The organism is Stenotrophomonas sp. YJH_SMC_69 (genome assembly GCF_059370495.1).
In genome coordinates, this window is the sequence record NZ_JCAFTS010000001.1 from 83726 (window position 1) to 107284 (window position 23559).

General features: G+C 67.6%; 28 protein-coding genes. 8 read left to right on the top strand and 20 right to left on the bottom strand.

Features of this window, described 5'->3' with window-relative positions:
- Positions 1 to 69 precede the first annotated feature (69 nt).
- Together AC5P8F_RS00390 and AC5P8F_RS00395 are read left to right on the top strand one after the other, a co-directional pair.
- Positions 70 to 1233 carry a PilT/PilU family type 4a pilus ATPase gene (locus tag AC5P8F_RS00390; RefSeq protein ID WP_042358565.1) on the top strand — a complete coding sequence of 388 codons (1164 nt, stop codon included), beginning with the start codon at positions 70 to 72 and terminating at the stop codon, positions 1231 to 1233.
- 121 nt (positions 1234 to 1354) lie between these two features.
- Complete coding sequence (locus AC5P8F_RS00395) at positions 1355 to 2338, top strand: aldo/keto reductase (RefSeq protein WP_049405029.1); 984 nt, start codon at positions 1355 to 1357, stop codon at positions 2336 to 2338.
- A gap of 62 nt (positions 2339 to 2400) precedes the next feature.
- On the opposite strand, the gene AC5P8F_RS00400 is transcribed toward AC5P8F_RS00395, so the two are convergent.
- Positions 2401 to 3297: a LysR family transcriptional regulator gene (locus AC5P8F_RS00400; protein WP_014646219.1), complete on the bottom strand. Its 897-nt coding sequence runs from the start codon at positions 3295 to 3297 to the stop codon at positions 2401 to 2403.
- Positions 3298 to 3595: 298 nt separating this feature from the next.
- On the opposite strand from AC5P8F_RS00400, the gene AC5P8F_RS00405 reads away from it, so the two are divergent.
- Together AC5P8F_RS00405 and AC5P8F_RS00410 are read left to right on the top strand one after the other, a co-directional pair.
- Positions 3596 to 3808, top strand: a complete 213-nt coding sequence (locus tag AC5P8F_RS00405) for a DUF4287 domain-containing protein (protein WP_014646220.1) — start codon at positions 3596 to 3598, stop codon at positions 3806 to 3808.
- Between the two features lie 110 nt (positions 3809 to 3918).
- Entirely contained in the window at positions 3919 to 4626 is a 708-nt protein-coding gene (locus tag AC5P8F_RS00410) for a YitT family protein (protein WP_014036228.1), read from the top strand.
- A 60-nt stretch (positions 4627 to 4686) separates the two neighbouring features.
- Here AC5P8F_RS00410 and AC5P8F_RS00415 read toward each other — a convergent pair whose 3' ends face one another.
- Both AC5P8F_RS00415 and AC5P8F_RS00420 read right to left on the bottom strand, forming a co-directional pair.
- Complete coding sequence (locus AC5P8F_RS00415; protein WP_111205534.1) at positions 4687 to 5232, bottom strand: DNA-3-methyladenine glycosylase I; 546 nt, start codon at positions 5230 to 5232, stop codon at positions 4687 to 4689.
- Positions 5229 to 7016 carry a DUF4153 domain-containing protein gene (locus AC5P8F_RS00420; protein ID WP_495227530.1) on the bottom strand — a complete coding sequence of 596 codons (1788 nt, stop codon included), beginning with the start codon at positions 7014 to 7016 and terminating at the stop codon, positions 5229 to 5231. The genes AC5P8F_RS00415 and AC5P8F_RS00420 overlap by 4 nt, the downstream gene beginning before the upstream one ends.
- A gap of 91 nt (positions 7017 to 7107) precedes the next feature.
- On the opposite strand from AC5P8F_RS00420, the gene AC5P8F_RS00425 reads away from it, so the two are divergent.
- The 3 genes from AC5P8F_RS00425 to AC5P8F_RS00435 are packed head-to-tail and all read left to right on the top strand — an operon-like array spanning position 7108 to position 9127.
- Positions 7108 to 7674: a YqgE/AlgH family protein gene (locus tag AC5P8F_RS00425; RefSeq protein WP_014646224.1), complete on the top strand. Its 567-nt coding sequence runs from the start codon at positions 7108 to 7110 to the stop codon at positions 7672 to 7674.
- Positions 7667 to 8161, top strand: coding sequence for a Holliday junction resolvase RuvX (gene ruvX / locus AC5P8F_RS00430; RefSeq protein WP_049440988.1), 495 nt, complete (start codon positions 7667 to 7669; stop codon positions 8159 to 8161). The genes AC5P8F_RS00425 and ruvX overlap by 8 nt, the downstream gene beginning before the upstream one ends.
- A gap of 15 nt (positions 8162 to 8176) precedes the next feature.
- Positions 8177 to 9127, top strand: a complete 951-nt coding sequence (locus AC5P8F_RS00435) for an aspartate carbamoyltransferase catalytic subunit (protein WP_014646226.1) — start codon at positions 8177 to 8179, stop codon at positions 9125 to 9127.
- A 92-nt stretch (positions 9128 to 9219) separates the two neighbouring features.
- On the opposite strand, the gene AC5P8F_RS00440 is transcribed toward AC5P8F_RS00435, so the two are convergent.
- The 17 genes from AC5P8F_RS00440 to AC5P8F_RS00520 all read right to left on the bottom strand — a co-directional run bounded on the left by AC5P8F_RS00440 (position 9220) and on the right by AC5P8F_RS00520 (position 23270).
- The gene (locus tag AC5P8F_RS00440) at positions 9220 to 9711 is read right to left on the bottom strand and encodes an REP-associated tyrosine transposase (RefSeq protein WP_014646227.1); all 492 of its coding nucleotides are present in this window, start codon (positions 9709 to 9711) and stop codon (positions 9220 to 9222) included.
- Between the two features lie 136 nt (positions 9712 to 9847).
- Positions 9848 to 10648: a carboxylesterase family protein gene (locus tag AC5P8F_RS00445; RefSeq protein WP_262094732.1), complete on the bottom strand. Its 801-nt coding sequence runs from the start codon at positions 10646 to 10648 to the stop codon at positions 9848 to 9850.
- A 71-nt stretch (positions 10649 to 10719) separates the two neighbouring features.
- Positions 10720 to 10986, bottom strand: a complete 267-nt coding sequence (locus tag AC5P8F_RS00450; RefSeq protein ID WP_032958486.1) for a hypothetical protein — start codon at positions 10984 to 10986, stop codon at positions 10720 to 10722.
- A 33-nt stretch (positions 10987 to 11019) separates the two neighbouring features.
- On the bottom strand, positions 11020 to 12381 hold the full coding sequence (gene mgtE, locus AC5P8F_RS00455; protein WP_008266103.1) for a magnesium transporter: 1362 nt from the start codon (positions 12379 to 12381) through the stop codon (positions 11020 to 11022).
- A 228-nt stretch (positions 12382 to 12609) separates the two neighbouring features.
- On the bottom strand, positions 12610 to 14379 hold the full coding sequence (gene ptsP / locus AC5P8F_RS00460) for a phosphoenolpyruvate--protein phosphotransferase (protein ID WP_032958484.1): 1770 nt from the start codon (positions 14377 to 14379) through the stop codon (positions 12610 to 12612).
- 2 nt (positions 14380 to 14381) lie between these two features.
- On the bottom strand, positions 14382 to 14651 hold the full coding sequence (locus AC5P8F_RS00465) for an HPr family phosphocarrier protein (RefSeq protein ID WP_005408385.1): 270 nt from the start codon (positions 14649 to 14651) through the stop codon (positions 14382 to 14384).
- Positions 14644 to 15036, bottom strand: coding sequence for a PTS sugar transporter subunit IIA (locus tag AC5P8F_RS00470; protein ID WP_032958481.1), 393 nt, complete (start codon positions 15034 to 15036; stop codon positions 14644 to 14646). Before AC5P8F_RS00470 ends, AC5P8F_RS00465 begins: the two co-directional genes overlap by 8 nt.
- Positions 15037 to 15522: 486 nt before the next feature.
- Positions 15523 to 16407, bottom strand: coding sequence for an RNase adapter RapZ (gene rapZ / locus AC5P8F_RS00475; RefSeq protein ID WP_014646231.1), 885 nt, complete (start codon positions 16405 to 16407; stop codon positions 15523 to 15525).
- A 27-nt stretch (positions 16408 to 16434) separates the two neighbouring features.
- The gene (gene hprK, locus AC5P8F_RS00480) at positions 16435 to 17385 is read right to left on the bottom strand and encodes an HPr(Ser) kinase/phosphatase (RefSeq protein WP_005408388.1); all 951 of its coding nucleotides are present in this window, start codon (positions 17383 to 17385) and stop codon (positions 16435 to 16437) included.
- Positions 17382 to 17834: a PTS sugar transporter subunit IIA gene (locus tag AC5P8F_RS00485; protein WP_495227531.1), complete on the bottom strand. Its 453-nt coding sequence runs from the start codon at positions 17832 to 17834 to the stop codon at positions 17382 to 17384. Before AC5P8F_RS00485 ends, hprK begins: the two co-directional genes overlap by 4 nt.
- 21 nt (positions 17835 to 17855) lie before the next feature.
- On the bottom strand, positions 17856 to 18173 hold the full coding sequence (gene hpf / locus AC5P8F_RS00490) for a ribosome hibernation-promoting factor, HPF/YfiA family (RefSeq protein WP_005415556.1): 318 nt from the start codon (positions 18171 to 18173) through the stop codon (positions 17856 to 17858).
- Between the two features lie 58 nt (positions 18174 to 18231).
- Entirely contained in the window at positions 18232 to 19653 is a 1422-nt protein-coding gene (locus AC5P8F_RS00495; protein ID WP_014646233.1) for an RNA polymerase factor sigma-54, read from the bottom strand.
- Between the two features lie 40 nt (positions 19654 to 19693).
- Positions 19694 to 20413, bottom strand: a complete 720-nt coding sequence (gene lptB, locus AC5P8F_RS00500; RefSeq protein ID WP_005415558.1) for an LPS export ABC transporter ATP-binding protein — start codon at positions 20411 to 20413, stop codon at positions 19694 to 19696.
- Complete coding sequence (lptA, locus tag AC5P8F_RS00505; protein ID WP_032959333.1) at positions 20413 to 20979, bottom strand: lipopolysaccharide transport periplasmic protein LptA; 567 nt, start codon at positions 20977 to 20979, stop codon at positions 20413 to 20415. Before lptA ends, lptB begins: the two co-directional genes overlap by 1 nt.
- A 101-nt stretch (positions 20980 to 21080) precedes the next feature.
- Positions 21081 to 21656 (bottom strand): LPS export ABC transporter periplasmic protein LptC, encoded by a 576-nt coding sequence (gene lptC / locus AC5P8F_RS00510; RefSeq protein WP_014646235.1) that lies wholly within the window; start codon positions 21654 to 21656, stop codon positions 21081 to 21083.
- The gene (locus tag AC5P8F_RS00515) at positions 21653 to 22201 is read right to left on the bottom strand and encodes a KdsC family phosphatase (protein WP_014036245.1); all 549 of its coding nucleotides are present in this window, start codon (positions 22199 to 22201) and stop codon (positions 21653 to 21655) included. Before AC5P8F_RS00515 ends, lptC begins: the two co-directional genes overlap by 4 nt.
- Positions 22202 to 22268: 67 nt before the next feature.
- Positions 22269 to 23270 (bottom strand): KpsF/GutQ family sugar-phosphate isomerase, encoded by a 1002-nt coding sequence (locus AC5P8F_RS00520; protein ID WP_014646236.1) that lies wholly within the window; start codon positions 23268 to 23270, stop codon positions 22269 to 22271.
- Between the two features lie 54 nt (positions 23271 to 23324).
- On the opposite strand from AC5P8F_RS00520, the gene AC5P8F_RS00525 reads away from it, so the two are divergent.
- Positions 23325 to 23555, top strand: a complete 231-nt coding sequence (locus AC5P8F_RS00525) for a BolA family protein (protein ID WP_005408396.1) — start codon at positions 23325 to 23327, stop codon at positions 23553 to 23555.
- Positions 23556 to 23559 lie beyond the last annotated feature (4 nt).

Genomic DNA, 23559 nt, shown 5'->3' on the forward strand with positions numbered 1-23559 from the left:
ACCACGGGCGGCGTGCACCAGTGCGGCGCCGTCCCCGTGCCGTTTCCTCCACCGACCGTTTCCTGGTACATGCCCTCTTGGGAGCCCGCCGTGAACAGCACCGCGACCACCATCGATTTCACTTCGTTCCTCAAGCTGATGGCGCACCAGCGCGCCTCGGACCTGTTCATCACGGCCGGCATGCCGCCGGCGATGAAGGTCAACGGCAAGATCTCGCCGATCACCCAGACCCCGCTCACGCCGCAGCAGAGCCGCGACCTGGTCCTCAACGTGATGACCCCGGCGCAGCGCGAGGAATTCGAGAAGACGCACGAATGCAACTTCGCCATCGGCCTGTCCGGCGTCGGCCGCTTCCGCGTCAGCTGCTTCTACCAGCGCAACCAGGTCGGCATGGTGCTGCGTCGCATCGAGACGCGCATTCCGACCGTGGAAGAACTGAGCCTGCCGCCGATCATCAAGACGCTGGCGATGACCAAGCGCGGCATCATCCTGTTCGTCGGCGCCACCGGTACCGGTAAATCGACCTCGCTGGCAGCGATGATCGGTTACCGCAACCAGAACTCGACCGGCCACATCATCACCATCGAAGACCCGATCGAGTTCGTGCACAAGCACGAGGGCTGCATCATCACCCAGCGCGAAGTCGGCATCGATACCGACAGCTGGGAAGCCGCGCTGAAGAACACCCTGCGCCAGGCGCCGGACGTGATCATGATCGGCGAGGTGCGTACCCGCGAAGGCATGGATCACGCCATCGCGTTCGCCGAAACCGGCCACCTGGTGCTGTGCACCCTGCATGCGAACAACGCCAACCAGGCGATGGACCGCATCGTCAACTTCTTCCCGGAAGACCGCCGCAACCAGCTGCTGATGGACCTGTCGCTGAATCTCAAGGGCGTGGTCGCGCAACAGCTGGTGCCGTCGCCCGATGGCCGCTCGCGCAAGGTGGCGATGGAGATCCTGCTGGGCACGCCGCTGGTGCAGGACTACATCCGCGACGGCGAGATCCACAAGCTGAAGGAAGTGATGAAGGACTCGGTCCAGCTGGGCATGAAGACCTTCGACCAGAGCCTGTTCGAGCTGTACCAGGCCGGCGAGATCAGCTACGAGGACGCGCTGCGCTACGCCGATTCGCAGAACGAGGTGCGCCTGCGCATCAAGCTCAGCCAGGGCGGCGACGCACGTACCCTGTCGCAGGGGCTGGACGGCGTGGAGATCTCCGAGATCCGTTGACCTGGCCGGCATCGGTCGTGGCTGGATTGATGAATTCCGGTCATGACCGACTGCGGCCGGGCTGGCTCAATCCAGCGCCACCACAGGCGTATCGTCATCACTCCCCCTCTGGAGCACGACGATGCAGACACGCGAACTGGGCCGCAGTGGCCTGAAGGTTTCCGCCCTCGGCCTGGGCTGCATGGGCCTGACCCATGCCTACGGTCAGCCGGTGGAGCAGGGCCAGGGCATCGCCCTGCTGCAGGCCGCCGTCGAGCGCGGCGTGACCTTCTTCGACACCGCCGAGGTGTATGGTCCGTACACCAACGAAGACCTGCTCGGCCGGGCGCTGGCGCCCTACCGCGACAGGCTGGTGATTGCCACCAAGTTCGGATTCAAGGGCGCGCGCACCGATGACGGCCTGGACAGCCGCCCCGAGAATATCCGTGCCGTTGCCGAAGCCAGCCTCAAGCGCCTGCGCACCGACCATATCGACCTGTTCTACCAGCACCGCGTCGACCCGAACGTGCCGATCGAGGATGTGGCTGGCACCGTGCGCGACCTGATCGCCGAAGGCAAGGTCGGCCACTTCGGACTGTCCGAGGCGAGCGCTGCCACCGTGCGTCGCGCGCATGCGGTGCAGCCGGTTGCCGCCGTGCAGAGTGAGTACTCGCTGTGGTGGCGCGAACCGGAGCGCGAGTTGTTGCCGACGCTGCAGGAGCTGGGCATCGGCTTCGTGCCATTCAGCCCGCTTGGCCGCGGCTTCCTCACCGGCACGATCAACGCCGACACCACCTTCGATGCCAACGATTTCCGCAACAGCGTTCCGCGTTTCGAAGTGGAGGCGCGCCGCGCCAACCAGGCGCTGGTGGATCGCATCAGTACGATTGCCGCAGCACGGGGCGCGACGCCGGCGCAGGTGGCGCTGGCCTGGCTGCTGGCACAGGCGCCGTGGATCGTGCCGATCCCAGGCACCACCAAGATCCATCGCCTGGAAGAAAACCTGGGCGCGGCCGACCTGCAGCTGGCACCGGAGGAGCTGCAACGCATCGCACAGGCGCTGGACGAAGTGTCGATCGTCGGCGAGCGCTACAACGCGCAGCGTGCCGCCCAGGCCAAGGGCTGATCACCAGCTGGGTGCGGACCGTTGGTGGTGGGTGCGGACCGTTGGTCCGCACGCCTTGCCCCTCACCCCAGCGGCCCGCGCAGCGCATCAAGCACCGTGCGCATCGCCACGGTGACGTGGCGGCGCGACGGGTAGTACGCGTAGTAGCCATCGAAGTGCGGGCACCAGTCGTCCAGCACCGACTGCAGGCGGCCATCGTCCAGCATCGGCTGCACCTGGTCTTCCGGCAGCCAGGCCAGTCCGCTGCCGGCCAGCGCAGCGGCGCGGGTCATGCCCATGGTGTTGAACGTCCATTGCCCGCCAACGCGCACACTCAGTTCGTTGCCATCCTGGCCGAAATCCCACGGCATCAGTCCCCCATGCGTAGGCAGGCGCAGGGTCACGCAGTTGTGCTTGGCCAGGTCGTCCGGATGCTGCGGCACCACGTGCTGGCGGAAGTAGCTGGGTGCACCGACCACGCGCATGCGCAGCGGCGGGCTGATCGGCACCGCGACCATGTCGCGCGCCAGGCGCTCGCCGAGGCGGATGCCGATGTCGTAGCGCTCGGCGACGATGTCGGCCAGGCCATAGTCGGTGGTCAGTTCCACCTTCAGGTCCGGATAACGCTGCAACAACGGCGCCAGCCGCGGCCAAGCGATGTACTCGGCGGCATGGCCGGTGGCATTGATGCGGATGGTGCCGGCCGGGCGTTCGCGGTACTCGGCCAGTGCGGCCAGCCCGTCCTCGATCTCGGCCAGGCGTGGGCCCAGGGTGTCGAGCAGGCGGGCACCGGCTTCGGTGGTCGATACGCTGCGGGTGGTACGGGTCAGCAGGCGCACGCCCAGGCGCTGTTCCAGGCCGCGCATGGCATGGCTGAGCGCGGACTGGGACACGCCCAGCTGGGCGGCGGCCCGGGTGAAGCTGCCCTCGCGGGCAACGTGGACGAAGGCCTGCAGGTCGTTGAGGTTTTCGCGGGGCATGCTGGAATGATACGGCCGGGCTGCGCCCGGCACCTGCCGAAGCAACGTCAACGGCCACGTCAACTTCAAAAACTGGCTATCCGTGAGATGGCGGGGTGGGCCCGGTTGAGGGGGACGCCGTAAACCCATCCATGAGGGCTTGGTCGCGGCATCCATGCCGCTCACACCCCCTCAACCGGACCCACCCCGCCTTCGACAGTTGGCTGCGGCCTGTCGGGCGAGGCGGGGTCGGACGTTTGGGTGTGTCGATTTCTGCGTCTGTGGTTCGTCGAATGAATGACTTCAACGGGAGCTGCACATGAGCACTGACACCAAGCCGAAAGGCCCGGCCTCGTATTTCCCCTCCATCGAGAAGACCTACGGGCAGCCGGTGGCGCACTGGTTCGGGTTGCTGGCCGGGAAGAAGGGCCTGAAACACATGGAACTGGTCAGCTTCCTGAAGAGTGAACATGGCTTGGGCCATGGCCATGCCAACGCACTGGTGGCTCACCATCTGGCCGGCAAGGGCTGAGCAGCGCCGAGCCCGGGGCAGTGCGAGGCGCATTCAGCTGAACGATTTCATCTGCAACTGTCATGCAGATCGTGTCTAATACCGCTCCCCACCTGCTGTTCCCCCACCGCATGTCCCTTCCTTCCCATGGCCCCGCGCCGTGCGACGACGCTGACGGCCACCTGGTCACCGCCGGTCCGCTGACCCCGCCGCCCGACAGTGCTGGCACCACCGCCGACGAAAAAGCGCTGCGTCACTCGATCGCCGAGGACGTGCAGGGCATGGTGCTGGCCACGATGGTGGCCTCGCTGGGCCTGGCCATCTTCGCCAAGGGCGGGCTGATGATCGGCGGCATGGCGGGCATGGCCTTCCTGCTGCACTACGCGATGGGCTGGAACTTCGGCCTGGTGTTCGTGCTGGTCAACCTGCCGTTCTATTGGGTGGCGCTGCGGCGCATGGGCTGGGAATTCACCCTGAAGACCTTCGCTGCGGTCACCGCCTGTGGCGTGCTGACCGACCTGCTGCCGCGCTGGATCGACTTCTCGCACATCAACCCGCTGTATTCGGCGATCGTCGGTGGTGCCTTGTCCGGCCTCGGCATCCTGTTCTTCATCCGACACCGCGCCAGCCTTGGCGGCATCGGCATCCTGGCGGTATACCTGCAGCGCACCCGAGGCTGGAGCGCCGGCAAGGTGCAGATGTCCTACGACGCCTGCCTGATGGTGGCCGCGTTCTTCGTGCTGTCGCCATCGAAGGTGCTGTACTCGGCCATCGGCGCGGTGGTGCTCAGCCTGGTGCTGATGTTCAACCACCGCCCCGGCCGTTACATGGGCGTGTGACCGTTCAACGGGGTTGCCGGCCAGCGGCCGGCACTACCGGCATCCACGCGCGGAGATCCCTCAGCGGACGGCGGCCTGCAACCACGGCGGCGACAGCGTCAGCAGCCGCGCATGCACCGGGCAATCCTCGGCGTGCGCGCCGGGCAGGTAGCCCAGGCTCATCAGGAACTCGCCGGTGATCTCGCCACCGGTGAAGCGGAAGGTCTTCTTGAACAGCTTCACCCAGTCGGCCTTGCTGCGCGGGTGATGCGCATCCAGCCACGCCGCGAAGCTGCCATGACTGGCCCGCAGCTGCTGGATCACCTGCGCGTTGTGGATGGCGGCCAGTACCTTCAGCCGGTTGCGGATGATGCCCGCGTCCGATAGCAGGCGCTCGATGTCCTGCTCGGCATAGGCCGCCACGCGGTCGACATCGAAGCCGTCATAGGCCGCGCGGAAGCCCTCGCGCTTTTTCAGGATCGTCTCCCAGCTCAGCCCGGCCTGGTTGATTTCCAGCACCAGCCGCTCGAACAGTTCGCCCTCGTCACGCTGCGGGAAGCCGTACTCGTTGGCGTGGTAGTAGTCGTGCACCGGATGGCCCGGGGCGATGAGGCAGTAGCCGCTCATGGGGAAGACTCGCTGGATTCGGGTTCGGGATCGATGGCCACTGCGGGGCGCCCACCAATGGACAGCATCGGCCAGCGCGGCGGTTCAAGAGTGAGTTTGCCATCACGCAGCGCCTGGTTGATCGCCTCGGCCTGGCCGCTGGCGGTGCCGAACAGCGAACCGGCCCGGCGCCAGTGGTTGTCCCTGCCACGTGCGTACAGCACGCAGTCCGGCCCACGGATGGTGTACAGCTCGCACAGCAGCACGTCGGTGTTCCCGTCGCCATCCAGATCGCGATGCACGATCAGGCAGTCGCGCTCGCTCTGGGCGCAGGATTCGCCATCGATCGCGCGCGTGGCCAGTGCCTGCCACCAGTCGTCCGGTGGCGAGCTGGATCCCTTGGCCAGCTTCAACGCGCGCTGCAGGGCGACGACGTCCTGCGGCCCCTTGTCGAGGCGCTGGCCGTCATCCCAGCGCGAGGTACGTGCCAGCGCGGCAGCGATCACCTGTGGCGCGTTGGCATCGGCGGTGATGGCTGGATCACGCTGCAGTTCGCGCAGCGCCCGCACGCCGCGGTGGCCAAGATCGAAGCGCAGCACGTTGACGTCACTGCTGGTGATCGCGGGCGGGTCGGCACGCAGGCGCGCCAGCTGGCTGGACAGGGTCAGCCGCACCGGGTCCAGCAGCGGCGAGTTGCCCAGCAATGCCAGTGCCAGCACCGCCCAGCACATCCAGCGGTTGACCGGCTCCAGCATCTGCAACCAGCGGCGCTGCCGGCGCAGCACCGCCAGCGCGTAGCCCACGGCATAGCCGGCCACGGCCACTGCGACGAGTACCGCCCAGAACCGGTCCACGGTCCAGCCGTACTGCACCACGCGCAGCCCCAGTGCGTACAGCGCCAGTGCGGCGTAGACCGGCAGCGCCAGCAGGCTGGCTTCAACCAGACGGCGCAGCACGACGGGGTAGGGCGCGGTGTCGTCCCCCTGCTGGTAGACCGCATTGGTGAACGTCAACAGCAACAGCGACAGCACCAGCAGCAGGCTGGCGGCCGAGCGGGTCTTCCACAGCGGTTCCAGCCCGGTAAGCGGCAGGCTCAGCACGAACAATACGGCGATGAACGAGAGCAGCGGCAGCAGTCCGCGGCAGATCGCGAACAGCACCTGGCGGGTGATCTGGATCGCGCGGTGCTGGGTGCGCCCGATCAGCACGCCGAACCCGGCCAGGCTGCCGGTAGCCAGCGCAATGAAGGCATCCTGGCGGAATAGGTCGCGGAAGACGGTGACCTCCAGCAGCTGGAACAGCGCCGCCCACAGCCACAGCAGCAGCCAGGTCAGCCCGGTGAACAGTGCCGCCAGGGCGAGGGTCAAACCGTTCTGCCAGGCGCGCTCGAACAGCTCGGGGTAGCTGGCGCGCCAATGCCCGTGCTGCAGCTGGAACTGCCACCAGGGCAGGGCCACGAACACCGCCACGGCGATGCCCAGGGTCAGTGGAAACTGCAGCGCGCTCGACTCCAGCGCGGTCTCGCCAGTGAGGTTCCAGCCGATCCAGGCGGCCAGCGCCAGCACCACCGCCGAGCCGAGCACGGCCTGCAGCCACAGGCGGCGCTGGCCCAGGTCGACCAGGCTCAGCGCCACCGCGCTGGGAATGGCCAGCACCCAGGCGTACCAGCAGTAGCGCCAGCCGATATCGCGGAACGGCCACGCATCGGACAGTTCCTGCGCGGCATACAGCATCAGACCCTGCAGCAGGGCAATCAGGACGATGGCGCCGCGTGCCGGCAGGGTCAGGGGCGATGAAGACTGCATCGATGACCTTCCATGGCAAAGCACCATCCTAGCCCATCGCGGTTCGCCGCCTTTGCGCGACCATCCCGCCCCCAGCAGGTAGAATGGGACCATGCCTGTAACGCCGACCTCCCTCGCCGATCACCTCCTCGTCGCGCTGCCGTCGCTGCTCGACGCGACCTTTGCCCGCAGCGTCGCGCTGATCTGCCAGCACGACGAGAACGGGGCGATGGGCGTGCTGGTCAACCAGCCTTCCGAGTACACGCTGGGTGAAGTGCTTGCACAGATGGACATCACCACCGGTGACGGCGACCTGCAGGCGCGCATGGTGCTCAACGGCGGCCCGGTGCATCCCGAGCGCGGCTTCGTCATCCATGACGACGCGCGCGCGTGGGATTCCAGCCTGATCGTGGGTGACGGCCTGTACCTGACCACTTCGCGCGACATCCTTGAAGCGATGGCGCGTGGCGAAGGCCCGGCCAATGCCGTGGTCACCCTCGGCTGTGCCGGTTGGGGCGCAGGGCAGCTGGAAAGCGAGCTGTCCGAGAACAGCTGGCTGACCGTGCCGGCCGATGCCGAGCTGGTGTTCCAGCTGCCACTGGAGCAGCGCTGGCAGGGTGCGGCCTCGCGCATCGGCGTGGACCTGTTCCGGCTGACCGACTACAGCGGCCATGTCTGAGCCGGCCACGCCCGTACCGGCTCCTGCTGCCCCGGCGATCCGCCGTGACGGCACCGTTCTGGGTTTCGACGTCGGCTCGCGGCGGATCGGCGTGGCCATCGGCAGTGCCTTCGCTGCGCATGCGCGCGCGGTGGCGGTGGTCGATGTGCACGGCAATGGCCCGGACTGGACCGCGATCGAACGCCTGCTCAAGGAATGGAAGCCCGACGGCCTGGTGGTCGGCGACCCGCTGACCCTGGACGGCCAGGACCAACCCAACCGCAAGCGCGCGCAGGGCTTCGCCCGCCAGCTGCGGGAACGTTTCAAGCTGCCGGTGGTGATGATCGACGAGCGTTCCAGCTCGGTCGAGGCCGCCCGCCGCTTCGCCGTCGAGCGCGCCGAAGGGCGCAAGCGCCGCCGTGATGCGGCCGCGCTCGATGCCGTGGCCGCGGCGGTGATCATCGACCGCTGGCTGTCGTCCCCCGACGACGCCACCCCCATTCCCTGACTGCCCGACACCGCCATGACCGCCCAGCAAATCGATGCCTCCGGACGCCTGCGCCACCTGCTGACCCTGGAGGGCCTGCCGCGCGGGACCCTGCTGCAGCTGCTTGACCGGGCAGGTCAGATCCGCGATGCCGCAGTCGGCCGCGTCGGCAACAAGCGCCACGTGCTGGCCGGTTCGGCGGTGTGCACGCTGTTCTTCGAGCCGTCCACGCGCACCCGCAGCTCATTCCAGCTGGCCGCGCAGCGCCTGGGCGCCGATGTGCTCAACTTCGATGCCTCGACCTCGTCCACCCGCAAGGGCGAAACCGCCTGCGATACGCTGCGCAACCTGGAAGCGATGGGCGTGCGCGGCTTCGTGGTGCGCCACCCGGAGGATGGCGCGGTAGCCGCACTGGCAGAAGCGGCGGGCGAGGGCACCGCACTGATCAACGCCGGTGACGGCCGCAGCGCGCACCCGACCCAGGGCCTGCTGGACATGCTGACCCTGCGCCAGGCCAAGGGCCCGGATTTCTCGAAGATGAAAGTGGTGATCGTCGGCGACGTGAAGCACTCGCGCGTGGCCCGCACCGACCTGCATGCGCTGCGCACGCTGGGCGTGGGTGAGATCCGCGTGTGCGGCCCGCAGTCGCTGCTGCCGGACGATGAGACCCTGAAGGGCTGCGTGGTCGGCGATGATTTCGACGCGATGCTGGAAGGCGTCGACGCGCTGATGATGCTGCGCCTGCAGCGCGAGCGCATGGAAGAAGGCCTGGTGCCGTCGCTGGAGCAGTACCACGCCCAGTACGGCCTGACCCGCGAGCGCCTGGCGCGCGCCGGCAAGGATGCCGCGGTGCTGCACCCGGGCCCGATCAACCGCGGCGTGGAAGTGACCGACGACGTGGCCGACGGCCCGCAGTCGTGGGTGCTGCGCCAGGTCGCCAACGGCGTCGCCGTGCGCATGGCCGTGCTGGAAACCCTGCTGGGCTGACCACCCGCTCTGGTAGGTGTCAACCTTGGTTGACACACTTGCCGCGCGGCTTGTCCGCGCACCGCTCTGGTAGATGCCAACCTTGGTTGGCACTATCCATCCGCGCCCAAGTTGTCGAGCGGATCACACGAAGCCCCAAGCTCCCATTCGCACCATGCATGGGGATATTGCCCAAGCCGCGTCGCCAGTCCGGCCCTGATCGGATTTCCCATCAGGTACATCGCACGCCGGTGCAACGATTCGTCAGAGCGGATCGCATGATCGTGATAGCAGGCCTGCCAGAAGCGCCCGACTCGCCCCAGCAACCGGTTTGCCTGCTGGGCTGTGCGCGACTTGAAACGCTTCATGACGGTTTCCAGCGTTCCCGCACGTAGTTCGACCAGCCAGTGGATGTGGTCGGGCATGACCACGTACGCAATCGAGCGGGTGAAGCCTTCCTGATCCAGTCGCTGGAATTCGCGGACTGCCAAGGCGGCCGCTGCGGCGTTGGTGAAGAGCGGCGCGCGGTCATGGACGACGGCGGTGAGGATATAGCTGAGGCCGATGCTGGAGCGACGACCGAGCAGGAGACGTGTGTTCTGCATGGAGCAAGCATGGACGGGCCTGCTTCCAGTGAACATCGGGGAATGGGTTGGTTTCAGGTAGGCCAGTGCCAACCAAGGTTGGCAACTGCCAGGGCAGTCAATGCCAACCAAGGTTGGCAACTACTGAAGCTGCGGCTCAGCGCTTCTGCGCGAACAGCCATGCCCACATCGCCGGGTCGGCGTAGGTGGCGTCCCAGGCATTGTGGTTGCCGTCCGGGTACTCGGTGTAGCGCACGTCGCGTGCAGCGGCGCTCCGGAATGCGGCGTGCAGTCTGCGATCGTCGTCCGGTGGCACTACATCATCCAGCGCACCGTGGAAGATCCAGATCGGCGTGCCTCTCAGGCGCTGGGCGATGGCCGCATACGGATCGGTTTCCTGGGCGACCTGCTCGACGAACAGGGTCGGGCGCACCGCGCGTGGCGCCAGCACCGCGCCGCACACGGGCACGATCGCGGCGAAGCGCCCGGGGTCATCCAGCGCGATGTTCCAGCTCCCATAGCCGCCCATCGACATCCCGGTCAGGTACTGCCGTGAGGGATCGGCACCGAACTCGGCGATGGTGGCGTCCAGGGCGGCCAGCGCAACGCGGTTGTTGCGCCCGCTCCATTCCTGGTGGCCCGGCACCTGGGGGAATACGGCCAATGCGGGGAAGTCGGCCGCGTGCCTGCGCAGGTGCGGCCCCAGCCCCGCATGGGTCTGCTTGACACCGTCGCCGCCACGCTCGCCGGAGCCGTGCAGGAACAGGATGACCGGGAGTCTGGTGGGAGCGGTGGCCTGAACGCCGGCCGGAATGAACACCTGGTAGTAGGCGGTCTCGCCGTCCACCTTCACTGCGCGGCCCTCGAAGCGGCCGCGCGCGCTGTCCGGCAGCGAAGTGCAACCGCTCATCATCAGAAAGGCCAGCAGCAGCAGCCAGCGCGACATCGATCGGACCATGGGATTTCCCGGGGCGGCAGGGTCAGCTGCATCCTAGCCCGCCGCAGGTCAACGCGGCATCGTGCGGCGCGTCACTCCGGTCGCGGGAAACTGGCAATGATGTCCAGCTGCTCCTGCGCTTCGGCATTGCCCTCGGCGGCGGCCGCCTGCACCTGCGCGATGTCCGGATGCAGCACCACCAGCAGCGGGTTCTCGCAGACCGGGCAGGCGTACTCGGTGGCGTCCTCGTCCAGCTCCATCTCCATGGCACGCGAGCTGCCCTTCCATTCGCAGGCCGGGCAGGTGTGCTGCTGGTCGCGCCAGCCGGGCTGGAAATAGTTTTCGATCGTTGTTGCCATGGGTGTTCCAGTTGGGATCGGACCCTGCAGGGTTCAGTGCAGCAGCACCAGCGTGGCCAGGCCGAGGAAGGTGAAGAAGCCCATCGAGTCGGTCACGGCGGTCAGGAAGATGCCGCTGGCCAGCGCCGGGTCGAAGCCGAAGCGTTTCAGGGTCAGTGGCACCAGCACGCCGGCCAGTGCGGCGAACAGCAGGTTGCAGGTCAGCGCGATGGCGATCACTGCCGACAGCCCGGGCGAGTGGAACCAGGCCAGCACGATCAGCCCCAGCACGGAACCCAGCATCACGCCGTTCAACAAGGCGACCCGCACCTCCTTCCACAGCAGCGTGCGTGCGTTGGACGCGCCCACCTGGCCCAGTGCCAGGCCGCGCACCATCAGCGCCAGCACCTGGGTACCGGCATTGCCGCCCAGGCCCGCCACGATCGGCATCAGCACGGCCAGCGCCACCAGCTTGTCGATGGTGCCTTCGAAGTGGCCGACCACGCTGGAGGCCAGGAAGGCGGTGCACAGGTTCACCGACAGCCACATCAAGCGTCGGCGCATGGCGCGCCAGACCGGGCTGAACAGGTCTTCGTCCTCGTCCAGGCCGGCGGCGCCCAGTGCCTGGTGCTCGGCCTGGCCACGGATGATGTCGACCACGTCATCGATGGTGATGCGGCCGATCAGGATGTTGTTGTCGTCCACCACCGGCGCGGAGATCCAGTCATGGTCGGAGAACTGGCGGGCGACCTCCTGGTCGCTCTCGCCGACGTCAATGGCCGGCTGCTCGTCGTCGATCAGGCGGTTGATCGGGGTGGTGTCCTCGTGGGTCACCAGTGCCGCCAGCGACACCCGGCCGAGGTACTGATGGCGCCGGCTGACCACGAACAGGTGATCGGTATGGTCCGGCAGTTCGCCGCGCAGGCGCAGGTAGCGCAGCACCACGTCGACATTGACGTCGGCGCGCACGGTCACCACGTCCGGGTTCATCAGGCGGCCGGCGCTGTCCTCGGGATAGGACAGCACCTGCTCCAGGCGCTCGCGGTTCTCGCGGTCCATCGACTTGAGGACCTCGTCGATGACCGTATCGGGCAGGTCTTCGACCAGGTCGGCCAGGTCGTCGATGTCCAGGTCTTCGACCGCGGCGATGATCTCGTCCGGGTCCATGTCCGCGAGCAGGCTCTCGCGCACGTCTTCGCCGACGTGGACCAGCACCTCGCCGTCATCTTCCGGATCAACCAGGCCCCACACCACCTCGCGCTTGCCCGGCGGCAGCGATTCAAGCAGGTTGCCGATCTCGGCCGGGGCCAGGGTGTTGACCAGCCGACGTACCGGGCCCAGCCGGCCGCTGTCCAGTGCATCGGACAACATCCGCAGTTGGCGCGCAGTCTTGTCGTGGCGTACAGCTTCAGCCATCGCAGCTCCCGCGGGATAAGAAAAGCCGCGATCCCGGCAAGGATGCGGCAACAGGGGTGTTCAGCGCGTCATTATCGCAAGGGGATGTTTCAGCGCATAGCCGCCGGGTGGCGGTAGTGCCGGCCGCTGGCCGGCAACCTCTTGGCCTTCAACGAGACGGGGCCAGATCCCTTTTCCCGCGGAAAAGGGATCTGACCCCAGGCGTGCATGCCCGGCGAGCGGGTGGTGTCAGGGCGTATCGGCCACCAGCGCCAGCCAGCGTTCGATGGCGCGGCGGTCGCGCGCGGCCAGCAGCTTCGGGGCACGGGCGCGCAGCGCACCCAGATCGGCTTCGCGGATGGCACGGCGCACCTCCAGCAACGTACCGGGATGCAGGCTGAACTCGCTCAGGCCCAGCGCCAGCAGCAACGGGGTCATCCGCGCATCACCGGCCATCTCGCCGCAGACCGCCACCGGAATGCGGTGGCGTGCGCCGGTCTCGATCACCATCTGCAACAGCCGCAGCACCGCCGGGTGCAACGGTGAATACAACTCACCCAGCGCCTCGTTGTTGCGGTCGGCGGCCAGCAGGTACTGCACCAGGTCGTTGGTGCCGATCGACAGGAAATCGACCAGATCGATGAAACTCTCCAGCGCCAATGCCGCCGCCGGGACTTCGATCATCGCGCCCAGCGGCACGTGCTCGGACACCATATGGCCTTCGCTGCGCAGCTGTTCGCTCAGCTTGAGCATGCGCCGGCGCACCGCCAGCAGTTCCTCGCGGGTGCTGACCATCGGCACCAGCACGCGCAGCTTGCCGTAGGCCGAGGCGCGCAGGATCGCGCGCAGCTGGGTGTCGGCCACCTTGGGCCGTGCCAGCGACAGGCGCACGCCGCGCAGGCCCAGTGCCGGGTTCTCTTCGTTGCTCAGGGTCAGGCCGGTACGATCGGCCTTGTCCGCACCCAGGTCGAGCGTGCGGATGGTCACCGGCCGGCCGCTCATGCCCAGTGCGGCATCACGGTAGGTCTGGAACTGTTCTTCTTCGTCCGGCAGCTCGTTGCGCTGCAGGAACAGGAATTCGGTGCGGTACAGGCCCAGCCCCTGCGCGCCCAGCGCATGCGCCTGGGTGACGTCCTCCAGCGATTCGGCATTGGCCAGGAGGGCAATGTCGACCTGGTCGCGGGTACGGCTGGGCTTGCTGCGCAGGCGGCCAAGCTCGCGCTGCTCGCGCGCGTGTTCCTTCAGGCGTGCGCGGTAGTCACGCAGGTTGTCGGCCAGCGGGTTGACGGTGATGCTGCCGTCGGCACCGTCGATGATCAGCACGTCGCCGTCGGCGACGCGGCTGAGCAGTTGCGGCACATTGACGATCAGGGGCAGGTGCAGGCTGCGCGCCAGGATCGCGCTGTGCGACAGCGCGCTGCCGGCGGCGGTGACGATGCCGACCACGCCCTGCGCCTGCAGCTGCGCCAGTTCGGATGGGGCGATGTTGTCGCAGACCAGGATCTCGCCGGCCAGGCCCTTCATCACCGGCGGGCGTTCGGGTTGCAGGAAGGCGTGGATGCGGCCGATCACATGGTCGAGATCGTCCATGCGGCTCTTCAGGTAGGCATCGTCCATGCCATCGAAGACCTTGGCCAGGCGGTCACGCTGCAGGCGCAGCGCGTAGCCGGCACTGTACGGGCCGCTGCGGATCAGTTCGTCCAGGCCATACAGCAGCTCGGGGTCGTCCAGCAGCAACGCGTGCAGGTCGAGGAACTCGCCCACTTCCTGGTTCAGTGCGCCATGCAGGCGCTGACGCAGTTCGTGCATTTCCGTACGCGCGGCATCCAGCGCACGGTGCAGGCGGGCCAGTTCGGCCTCGACCTGGTGGGCGGCCACGCGTTGCTCGGCCACTTCCAGTGCATGCGGCAGCCGCACGCGCGCCCGGCCCATCGCCGTTCCGCGCGCCGCGCCATGGCCGGCCAACAGCTGTACCGGCCGTTGGCCGGAAGGGAGCTGGCCGGCGCGTGCGCGTGGCACGCTCAGCTGTCCTCGTCGAAGCGGCGTTCGAACAGGCCCACCACCGCCTCCATCGCGGCGGCTTCATCTTCGCCGTTGATGCGCACGGTGACCGGAGTGCCCTGGCCGGCGGCCAGCAGCATCACGCCCATGATGCTCTTGGCGTTGATCTCACGGCCCTTGGCGGCCATGGTCACGTTGCAGCGGAACGGCGCCAGGGTCTGCACCAGCTTGGCGGTGGCCCGGGCATGCAGGCCCAGGCGGTTGCTGACGGTGAGTTCTCGTTCAAGCATCGTCGACTATCGCTCCATTACGGGTACCCGCCGCGGCTGTGGCGGGCAGTTGATCCAGTCCCTGTTCCGGATAATTCATCACCCGCAGCAACATCGGCAGGCTCAGTGCCGACACCCGGCGAACCGGGGTCCCCAGCCGGGCCAGCTGCCCTGCAAGGTTGGCGGGGCTGGCGCCGTACAGGTCGGTCAGGATCAGCACGCCCTCACCACTGTCGACCCGCCGCAGGGCGGCCGAGGCGAGCGGGAGCAGGGCGTCCATGTCTGCGTCGAACGGTACTTCGAAAGCTTCGGTTTTCAGCGGCAATTGCCGCAGGAGCCGGGTCGCCACGTCAAGCAGGGCGGTCCCGACCCCGGGATGTGTTACGAGGAGAATGCCACAGGTCATTACTGCACGTTAACAGGTCAAGGTGAATCGGCGATAGCAGCAGATGAGGGGCACTGTGTCCCGTATTCAGCGTTATCGGGGTCAGAGCCCTTTTCCCCTGGAAAAGGGATCCGACCCCATGCGTTTTTCGATGCCTGGCAGCGATTCATCCAGGCATGGTGTGGATCCATCGTGTCGACCAAGGTCGACACCTACCAACAGCGCACGGAATCTGTCAGAGGCGGGGCGGTGTGGGTAGGCAGGACCGTTGGCGCCATCGAGCCCCCATGGGTGAGGGCGCTTTGCTTGCGAAGCACTGCTTCGCAAGCGCCCGAACGCCCAGCCGCCAGCGGCTGGGCCGGACCCCGGAGGGGGGTTCACGGCGTGTCCTGCCTACCCACACCGCCCCGCCATCCCACGGAATGCCGCTTTTGCTGTTGCTGTTGCTGTTGCCGGCCAGCGGCCGGCACTACCGACGGGTGTCGGGCGCAGCCCGGCCGGCCACCCTCAATCCTGTTCGCGGTGGTACGTCGCCACGTCCTGCCAGCCCATCTCGCGGGCATGCCGGGCCATGCGCTCGGCCAGGAACACCGAGCGGTGCTTGCCGCCGGTGCAGCCGAACGCCACGGTCACGTAGCTGCGGGTGCCATCACCCAGTTTCGGCAGCCAGGTATCGAGGAAATCCATCAGCTGGGCCAGGTAGCGCTGCACGTCCGGTTGCGCTTCCAGGTAGTCGCGCACACCCGGTTCGCGGCCGCTGAGCGCACGCAGGTCCGGGTCCCAGTGTGGATTGGGCAGCACCCGCGCATCGAACACGAAGTCCGCCTCGGCGGGTACACCGCGCTTGTAGGCGAATGATTCGAACAGCAGCGACAGGCCGGTGGCATGGTCCATCGCGAACTCGGTGATGATCCGCCGCCGCAGTTGGTGCACGTTGAGGTTGCTGGTATCGATCACCGCATCGGCCTCGCGGCGCAATGGCGCGGTCAGCTCGCGCTCGCGGGCGATCGCCTCGGGCAATGACAGGCCCAGCTGGCTCAGCGGATGGCGGCGGCGGGTGTCGGCATAGCGCTTGAGCACCGTTTCGTCGCTGGCCTCGAAGAACAGCACCTTCACTTCCACGCCGGCGTCGGTGGCCAGCTGCCGCCAGTCGCCCAGCTGGCTCAGGTCGGCCTGGCCGCGCACGTCGATGCCCACCGCCAGCCGGCGCGGCGCGCTGCCATCGTGGTTGGCCAGCAGGCTGCGCACGAAGTCCGGCAGCAGGTGGATCGGCAGGTTGTCCGAGCAGTAGTAGTCCTGATCCTCGAAGGTCTTCAGGGCGACGGATTTACCCGAGCCGGACAGGCCGCTGACGATGATCAGGGTCGGGGCGGAGGGGGTGGCGGTGCTCATGGACAGGCTCTTCGAGGGGCAGGGGAATCAGGGTGTTCGCCGTTCCAGCAGATTGCTGTGGCGGGCGATGAACATCGCTGCCGGATCAATGCCCTTGGTGCGCAGGATGTGCAGGCGGGTGGCGGCTTCGGTCAGCACGGCCAGGTTGCGGCCGGGCATCACCGGCAGGGTGATCAGCGGAACGTCGAGGTCCAGCACATGGCGGGTGCCCGAGTCGCCGGTCAGGCGCTCGTAGCCATGCGGGGTGGGTTCGGTCATCGGCTTGGTCAGGTGGACGATCAGCCGAAGGTACTTGTTCTTCTTTACAGCCGTGTCGCCGAACATCTCGCGCACATTCAGCACGCCCAGGCCGCGCACTTCCAGCAGGTCCTGCAGCAGTTCGGGGCAGGTGCCGTCGAGCACGTCCGGGGCGATCTGGGTGAATTCGGGCGCATCGTCGGCCACCAGGCGATGGCCGCGGCTTAGCAGCTCCAGCGCCAGCTCGCTCTTGCCCGACCCGGCCTCACCGGTGATCAGCACGCCGATGGAATAGATCTCCATGAACACGCCATGCAGGATCACCCGCGGCGCCAGCGTGCGCGCCAGGTGGTAGGACAGGTGGTTGAGCAGTTCGTGGCCGCGCTTGGGCGACAGCCACAGCGGTGTACCGGATTCATCGGCGGCCGCGCGCAGGTCTTCCGGGCACGCCTGGTTGCGGGTCAGCACCAGCGCCAGCGGATGCGACTGCATGATCTTCTCGATGGTCTCCCAACGCTGGCGGGGTTCCAGCGCGTCCAGCCAGGACAGTTCCTCGGTGCCCAGGATCTGCACCTTGTTGGGATAGATCGCATTGAGGTAGCCGGCCAGCGACGGACGCCGCGAGACCGTGTTGCCGGCCTCCAGCTCGCGTTTCTCACCGGATTTGCCAGCGGCCCAGCGCAGCCCCAGCCGCTCGCGCTGCTGTTCGAACAGTTCACGGGCGGTGATGCTGGTATTCATGCGGCACTCGCAGGTGGGGTCATCTCCAGCGCCTCGCGCAGCGCCCGGGCATCGCCGGCTTCGCGCAGGGCCTGGCGGATGTCCGGTGCGGAAAACAGCTCGGCCAGCTCGGACAGCAGCATCAGGTGCTGGTGGGTGTAGTGGGCGGGGACGGCCATCGCGAACACCAGGTCCACCGGTTCGTCGCCGCCGAAATCGACCGGGGTCGCCAGTCGCAGCAGGGCGCCACGGGGGCGGTCCAGGGTCGGCGCGCGGCCGTGGGGGATGGCGATGCCGTGGCCGATCGCGGTGCTGCCCAGGGCTTCGCGCTGGCACAGGTTCAGATAGATCTGTTCGGCGTTGGCCTGGCGGCAGGCCAGCAACCCGGCGGCGGCCTGCAGGACGCTGTCACGGTCGGTGGCCGTGCAGAGCTGGGTCTGCACGGCCGCCAGGAGGTCAGTCAGGGGCATGTCTGCGGGGAACGGTGGCGATCAGCCACCATTGTCGCCCACCGGCAGCGGTGCGTGCTGCTGTTTTTTCTCCTTGTGCTTGATGACCAGGCGGTCAAGCTTGTCCGCGAGCAGGTCGATCGCGGCATACATGGTCTGGCCGCCGGCCTCGGCGTGCAGGGTCTGCCCCGGAATGTTGAGGCTCGCGTCGACGTGGTGTTCGGTCTTCTGCAGCTTGAGGGTCACCCGCGCTTCGCAGTGCTGGTCGAAGTGTTTTCCGATCCGGGCCAGCTTCTCCTCTACATAGGACTGCAGGGCCGGGGTGACTTCGACGTCTTTGCCAAACGTTTCGATGCGCATCGGGTTTCTCCTGTGTTCGGATGTGCCAATGAACCTCTCCGCCGGGCGCGGCGGCGCGTCAAGCGATTCTGACCCTTTCGTGCGAGGCGGAAATGTTCATGGCTTCACGATACTTCGCCACGGTGCGTCGCGCTACTGGAATTCCCGACGATTTGAGCAGGTCAGCCAGCTTGGCGTCAGAAAGCGGCTTGCGCGGGTTCTCGTCGTCGATCAGGCGGCGGATCATCGCCTGGATGGCCGTGCTGGACGCCTCGCCACCGCCTTCGGTATCGATACCCGAGGCGAAGAAGGCGCGCAGCGGCAGGGTGCCGCGCGGCGTGCGCACGTGCTTGCGGGCGATCGCGCGCGACACCGTGGATTCGTGCAGGCCCAGCTCGGCGGCGATCTCGCGCAGGGTCAGCGGGCGCAGCGCCTGCTCGCCGAATTCGAGGAAGCCGGCCTGTTGCAGGATCAGGCTGCGCACCACCCGCAGCAGGGTTTCGCCGCGCTGCTGCAGGCCCTTCAGCAGCCAGCGCGCCTCCTGCAGCTGGCCGCGCAGGTAGCCGGCGTCGGCCTCGCCACAGCGGCGGATCAGCTGTTCGTAGCCACGGTGGATCACCACCTTCGGCCCGGCATGGGCCGCCAGCGCTGCGCGCCAGATGCCGTTCTGCCGCCACACCACCACGTCGGGCACCACATAGGTGTCCTGCGACAGCGGCGCGATCTGCGTGCCCGGACGCGGGTCCAGCGAGCGCAGCAGCGCGACCGCCGTCTCGACCTCGTCCAGCGGCTGTTTCAGTTCATGCGCCAGCCCGGAGACGCCACTGCGCGGCAGCCGTTCCAGCGGGCCTGCGGCAATCTGTCGCGCCAGCGCCAGCCCCGGCGTGTCGGCAGGCAACACGTCCAGCTGCAGCTGCAGGCACTCGCCGAGCGTGCGCGCGGCAACGCCGACCGGGTCGAAACGCTGGATGCGATGCAGCACCGCGAGGATTTCATCCTCACCGGCATGGACCGCCGGCAGCAGGGTTTCGGCGATGGTGGCCAGCGGTTCGCGCAGGTAACCATCGTCGTCCAGCGCATCGATCAGTGCAGCGCCGATGCTGCGGTCATGCGTGGAAAGATGCGACAGGTGCAGCTGCCACAGCAGGTGGTCGGCCAGCGTTTCGGTTTCCGCCACGCGCTCGGCGGCACTGCCGGTGTCATCGTCATCGTCGAAGCTGCCACCACTGCCGGCGGCACTCCAGTCGAGTTCGGCCGGCGCCCAGTCGTCGCCGTTGTCGGTGCGTTCGGCGGGCGCGTCGGCATCGGTGCTGTCGCTGGCCTCATTGGCGGCACTGCTGTCGTTGCTGTCGGCCCAGTCCAGCAGCGGATTGCTCTCCACGGCCTGGGCGATTTCAAGCTCCAGCTCGGTCGTGGACATCTGCAGCAGCTTGATCGCCTGCTGCAGCTGGGGCGTGAGCACCAGCTGTTGTCCCAACGATGTCTGCAGCCGAGTCTTCATGCCTGTGCCGAACGGAAGGAAAGGGACCCGGCGCCTGCGGTCACAGCTTGAAGGAATCCCCAAGGTAGACGCGACGTACGTCGGCGTTGTCCAGGATCGCCTCCGGCGAGCCCTGGGCCAGCACGGTGCCCTCGGCGAGGATATACGCGCGGTCGCAGATTCCCAAGGTCTCGCGCACGTTGTGGTCGGTGATCAGCACGCCGATGCCACGCTGCTTGAGATGGGTGACGATGCGCTGGATTTCACCCACCGAGATCGGGTCGACACCGGCAAACGGTTCGTCGAGCAGGATCAGGCGCGGCTGCGCGGCCAGTGCGCGGGCGATCTCGCAGCGACGACGTTCGCCACCGGACAGGCTGGCGCCGAGCTGGTCGGCCACATGGCCCAGCTGCAATTCGTCGAGCAGGCTGTTCAATTCGCGTTCGCGGCCGGCCGAATCCAGGTCTTCGCGAAGCTCCAGTACCAGGCGGAGGTTGTCGGCCACCGTCAGCTTGCGGAACACCGACGGCTCCTGCGGCAGGTAGCCCACGCCCTGCTTGGCACGGGTGTACATCGGATCGCTGGTGATGTCCTTGCCGTCGAGCACGATGCTGCCGGCATCGGCGGCGACCAGGCCGACGATCATGTAGAAGCAGGTGGTCTTGCCGGCACCGTTGGGGCCGAGCAGGCCCACCACTTCACCGGCGTCGAGGGTCAGCCCGAAGTCCTTCACGACTTCGCGCTGCTTGTAGCGCTTGCGCAGGCCCTTGGCGACGAGCATTACTTCTTGCTCCCGGCCGGCTTGGCCGACGTGCTGGCCGGCGCCGCCGCCTTGGGCGTGGCCGCCGGCTGTGCCGCCGCGTTCTTGTTCTTCGGCGGAATGACGGTGCGCACGCGGCTGCCATCGCCACCGGAATTCATTTCGCCGCTACGGGTGTTGTAGACCATGCGCTGGCCGGCATTAGTGCCGCGCGCGCTGGTGACCTTGTAGTTGCCGGTCAGGGTGATGATCTCGGTCTTGATGTCGTAGTCGATGCGATCAGCCACCGCGTCCATCCAGGTGCCATCGTCGAGCTGCTGCTTCATCGTGGCCTGCTTGCCGGTGAACACCGCACGCACGGCCTCGCCGTCCTTCAGGTAGATCTCGGCTTCGGACGAGCGGATGTCCAGCGAGCCCTGGGTGACGGTCACGCCCTGCGAGAGCACGGTCTTGCCATCGCCGGTGAGCACGCCCGACTGCGCGCCGGAGTCGATGTTCATGTTCTCGTTGCGGTCGGTGGACTTGGCAAAGGCAGCGCTGGGAACAAGGAGACCGAGCGCGAGTACGGCTGCAAAGGGAATCTTCATCGGGGTCCGTTCTACCGGTGGGGCCGCCCGGGAAACCGGGGGCGGATGGGTGGGCTGCCTGCCTTGCGCCTGTCCGGGGACGTCGCAGGAGGGCGGCGGAATCAGCGTCGGGGCGTGTAACGGCCCTTGGACTGGCTGAGGAAATGATACGTGTTGTTCTTCGAATCCACCTCGAAGCCAACGCCGGACTGTTCCATGCCGGGGCGGGTCATGGTGACCAGCGCATCGGTGCGGGCACGGTTCTCCTTCGGGAACACGTCCAGGTGGTCGGTGCGGAAGGTGGTCGGCACCACGCCCGGATCGGCCGGGCTGTCGCCGGCGACATTGCCGCGCAGCTTCATCTGGTCGCCCTTGGCGCTGAGCCAGCCCGTCTCGGCACGCAGGGTCCAGTGCTTGCCATCCTTGTCCGGCATCTCGAACAGCGGCGTGGCGATGTTGATGGTCTGGTCGCCACGCTGGCGCTCCAGCAACGGTGCGCGCAGGGTGGTCGATTCCTTGCCGTGCTCATCCAGGGCGACGACCTGGAAGTCGTGCAGGACGTAGTCCACGCCGACATCCTGGCCGGCAGTGGCCGGACCCTTGTCGCGGTTGCGCAGGGCCGCCCAGCTGCTGAGCAGGGCCGCCAGCAGCAGGCCGATGCCGAGCAGGGTGCGCCAGTTCAGGCTCGGCAGGTTCATGCGCCGAACCTCGCCAGGACCGCGTCCACATGTCCCTGCGCGGCCAGCAGGATGTCACACAGCTCACGGGCTGCACCACGTCCGCCATCGGCGCGGGTCTGCCAATGCACGCGCTCGGCGATCCACGGGTGGGCGTTGGCCGGCGCCACCGCCAGGCCGACCGCGCCCAGCGGTGCCAGGTCCGGCAGGTCGTCGCCCATGAAGGCCACCTGCTCCAGGCCGATGCCGTGCTGCGCACACAGCGCCTGCACGCTGGCCAGCTTGTCGCCCACGGCGATCTGGGTATCGATGCCGAGGTCGGCGCCGCGCCTGAGCGCGGACTGGCTGTTGCGCGCGGTGATCAGCACGGGGTGGATGCCGTGCTGCTGCAGCAGTTTCAGGCCCAGGCCATCCTGCACGAAGTACGCCTTGCTCTCGTTGCCGTCCTTGTCGTAGTACAGCCGACCGTCGGTGAGGGTGCCGTCCACGTCGAAGCAGGCCAGGCGGACGCGGGCCGCGGCGGCATGCAGGTGGGCGGGGAAGGCGGGCAGGGGGGACCAGGGCATCAGGGTGGCAGGCTCGGTGGATTCGGGTTGGGACGGTACAGACTGAATGGGGTCTACGGACTGTCGGTTAAACCACCCGGGCCCGCAACAGGTCATGAATGTTCAGGGCACCGACCGCCCGGCCCTGGTCGTCAACCACGATCAGGCCCGTGATCTTGTGGGTCTCCATCAGCCGGGCAGCCTCCACCGCCAGCTGGTCGGCGCCGATGGTACGTGGGTTGCGGGTCATCACATCGGCGATCTTCGCGGTGCGCACGTCCAGCGCGCTGTCCAGCGCCCGGCGCAGGTCACCGTCGGTGAACAGGCCGATCAGCACACCGTCGGCATCGACCACGGCGGTCATGCCCAGCCGCTTGCGGCTCATTTCGACCAGCGCCTCGCTGAGGCTGGCGTCGGCCCCCACGCTGGGCAGGTCCTCCCCGGTGTGCATGACGTCGGTGATATGCAGCAGCAGGCGGCGGCCGAGGCTGCCGGCCGGGTGCGAGCGGGCGAAATCGTCGGCGGTGAAGCCGCGTGCGTCGAGCAGGGCCACGGCCAGCGCATCGCCCATCGCCAGCGAGGCGGTGGTGCTGGAGGTCGGCGCCAGCGCCAGCGGGCAGGCCTCGGCCGGCACGCTGACGTCCAGGTGGATATCGGCGGCGGTGGCCAGGCTGGACTGCGGGCGGCCGGTCATGGAAATCAGCACGTTGCCCTGGCGCTTGAGCACCGGCAGCAGCATCAGCACTTCGTCCGATTCGCCCGAATAGGACAGCGCCAGCACCACGTCGGCCTCGGTGATCATGCCCAGGTCACCATGGCCGGCTTCGCCCGGATGCACGTAGAACGCGGGAGTGCCGGTGGAGGCCAGCGTAGCGGCGATCTTGCGGGCGATGTGCCCGGACTTGCCCATGCCGGTGGCGACCACCCGGCCGCGGCTGGCCAGGATCGCCTGGCAAGCCTGCTGGAAGGCCTCGCCGAGGCGGTCGGCCACGGCATCCAGCGCCTGCCGCTCGATCTCGAAGACGCGGCGGCCGCTGGCGACCAGGCCGGCAGGGTCGACGGAACGGGGGGGCAACAGGGATTCGGCCATGCGGACGCCACGCAGCGGAAGTAGAATGGAGGCACATTTTATTAGGAAAGCCCGTTGGACGCCGACACCATCCGCAACCTGATCGAAACCGGCCTGCCCGGCGCCCGCGCCGACGTGCAGGGCGACGATGGCGTGCATTTCGAAGCGACCGTGGTCTGCGAGGCCTTTGCCGGCAAGATGCCGCTGGCCCGCCACCGGATGGTCTATGCCACCCTGGGCGACCTGATGGGCGGCGCGATCCACGCGCTGGCGCTGAAAACCGTGACCCCGGCCGAAGCCGGCTGAACCG

Coding starts and splice junctions, on each gene's coding strand:
- ruvX (WP_049440988.1), top strand. CDS start 7,667: ATGTCTGAGCCGGCCACGCCCGTACCGGCTCCTGCTGCCCCGGCGATC.
- AC5P8F_RS00405 (WP_014646220.1), top strand. CDS start 3,596: ATGAGCACTGACACCAAGCCGAAAGGCCCGGCCTCGTATTTCCCCTCC.
- AC5P8F_RS00400 (WP_014646219.1), bottom strand. CDS start 3,297: ATGCCCCGCGAAAACCTCAACGACCTGCAGGCCTTCGTCCACGTTGCC.
- AC5P8F_RS00410 (WP_014036228.1), top strand. CDS start 3,919: ATGTCCCTTCCTTCCCATGGCCCCGCGCCGTGCGACGACGCTGACGGC.
- AC5P8F_RS00420 (WP_495227530.1), bottom strand. CDS start 7,016: ATGCAGTCTTCATCGCCCCTGACCCTGCCGGCACGCGGCGCCATCGTC.
- AC5P8F_RS00445 (WP_262094732.1), bottom strand. CDS start 10,648: ATGGTCCGATCGATGTCGCGCTGGCTGCTGCTGCTGGCCTTTCTGATG.
- AC5P8F_RS00395 (WP_049405029.1), top strand. CDS start 1,355: ATGCAGACACGCGAACTGGGCCGCAGTGGCCTGAAGGTTTCCGCCCTC.
- AC5P8F_RS00515 (WP_014036245.1), bottom strand. CDS start 22,201: ATGCCCTGGTCCCCCCTGCCCGCCTTCCCCGCCCACCTGCATGCCGCC.
- mgtE (WP_008266103.1), bottom strand. CDS start 12,381: ATGGCTGAAGCTGTACGCCACGACAAGACTGCGCGCCAACTGCGGATG.
- hprK (WP_005408388.1), bottom strand. CDS start 17,385: ATGAATACCAGCATCACCGCCCGTGAACTGTTCGAACAGCAGCGCGAG.
- AC5P8F_RS00390 (WP_042358565.1), top strand. CDS start 70: ATGCCCTCTTGGGAGCCCGCCGTGAACAGCACCGCGACCACCATCGAT.
- AC5P8F_RS00520 (WP_014646236.1), bottom strand. CDS start 23,270: ATGGCCGAATCCCTGTTGCCCCCCCGTTCCGTCGACCCTGCCGGCCTG.
- AC5P8F_RS00415 (WP_111205534.1), bottom strand. CDS start 5,232: ATGAGCGGCTACTGCCTCATCGCCCCGGGCCATCCGGTGCACGACTAC.
- AC5P8F_RS00440 (WP_014646227.1), bottom strand. CDS start 9,711: ATGCAGAACACACGTCTCCTGCTCGGTCGTCGCTCCAGCATCGGCCTC.
- AC5P8F_RS00495 (WP_014646233.1), bottom strand. CDS start 19,653: ATGAAGACTCGGCTGCAGACATCGTTGGGACAACAGCTGGTGCTCACG.
- AC5P8F_RS00465 (WP_005408385.1), bottom strand. CDS start 14,651: ATGCTTGAACGAGAACTCACCGTCAGCAACCGCCTGGGCCTGCATGCC.
- hpf (WP_005415556.1), bottom strand. CDS start 18,173: ATGCGCATCGAAACGTTTGGCAAAGACGTCGAAGTCACCCCGGCCCTG.
- lptC (WP_014646235.1), bottom strand. CDS start 21,656: ATGAACCTGCCGAGCCTGAACTGGCGCACCCTGCTCGGCATCGGCCTG.
- lptB (WP_005415558.1), bottom strand. CDS start 20,413: ATGCTCGTCGCCAAGGGCCTGCGCAAGCGCTACAAGCAGCGCGAAGTC.
- AC5P8F_RS00470 (WP_032958481.1), bottom strand. CDS start 15,036: ATGACCTGTGGCATTCTCCTCGTAACACATCCCGGGGTCGGGACCGCC.
- lptA (WP_032959333.1), bottom strand. CDS start 20,979: ATGAAGATTCCCTTTGCAGCCGTACTCGCGCTCGGTCTCCTTGTTCCC.
- AC5P8F_RS00450 (WP_032958486.1), bottom strand. CDS start 10,986: ATGGCAACAACGATCGAAAACTATTTCCAGCCCGGCTGGCGCGACCAG.
- AC5P8F_RS00425 (WP_014646224.1), top strand. CDS start 7,108: ATGCCTGTAACGCCGACCTCCCTCGCCGATCACCTCCTCGTCGCGCTG.
- AC5P8F_RS00435 (WP_014646226.1), top strand. CDS start 8,177: ATGACCGCCCAGCAAATCGATGCCTCCGGACGCCTGCGCCACCTGCTG.
- AC5P8F_RS00485 (WP_495227531.1), bottom strand. CDS start 17,834: ATGCCCCTGACTGACCTCCTGGCGGCCGTGCAGACCCAGCTCTGCACG.
- rapZ (WP_014646231.1), bottom strand. CDS start 16,407: ATGAGCACCGCCACCCCCTCCGCCCCGACCCTGATCATCGTCAGCGGC.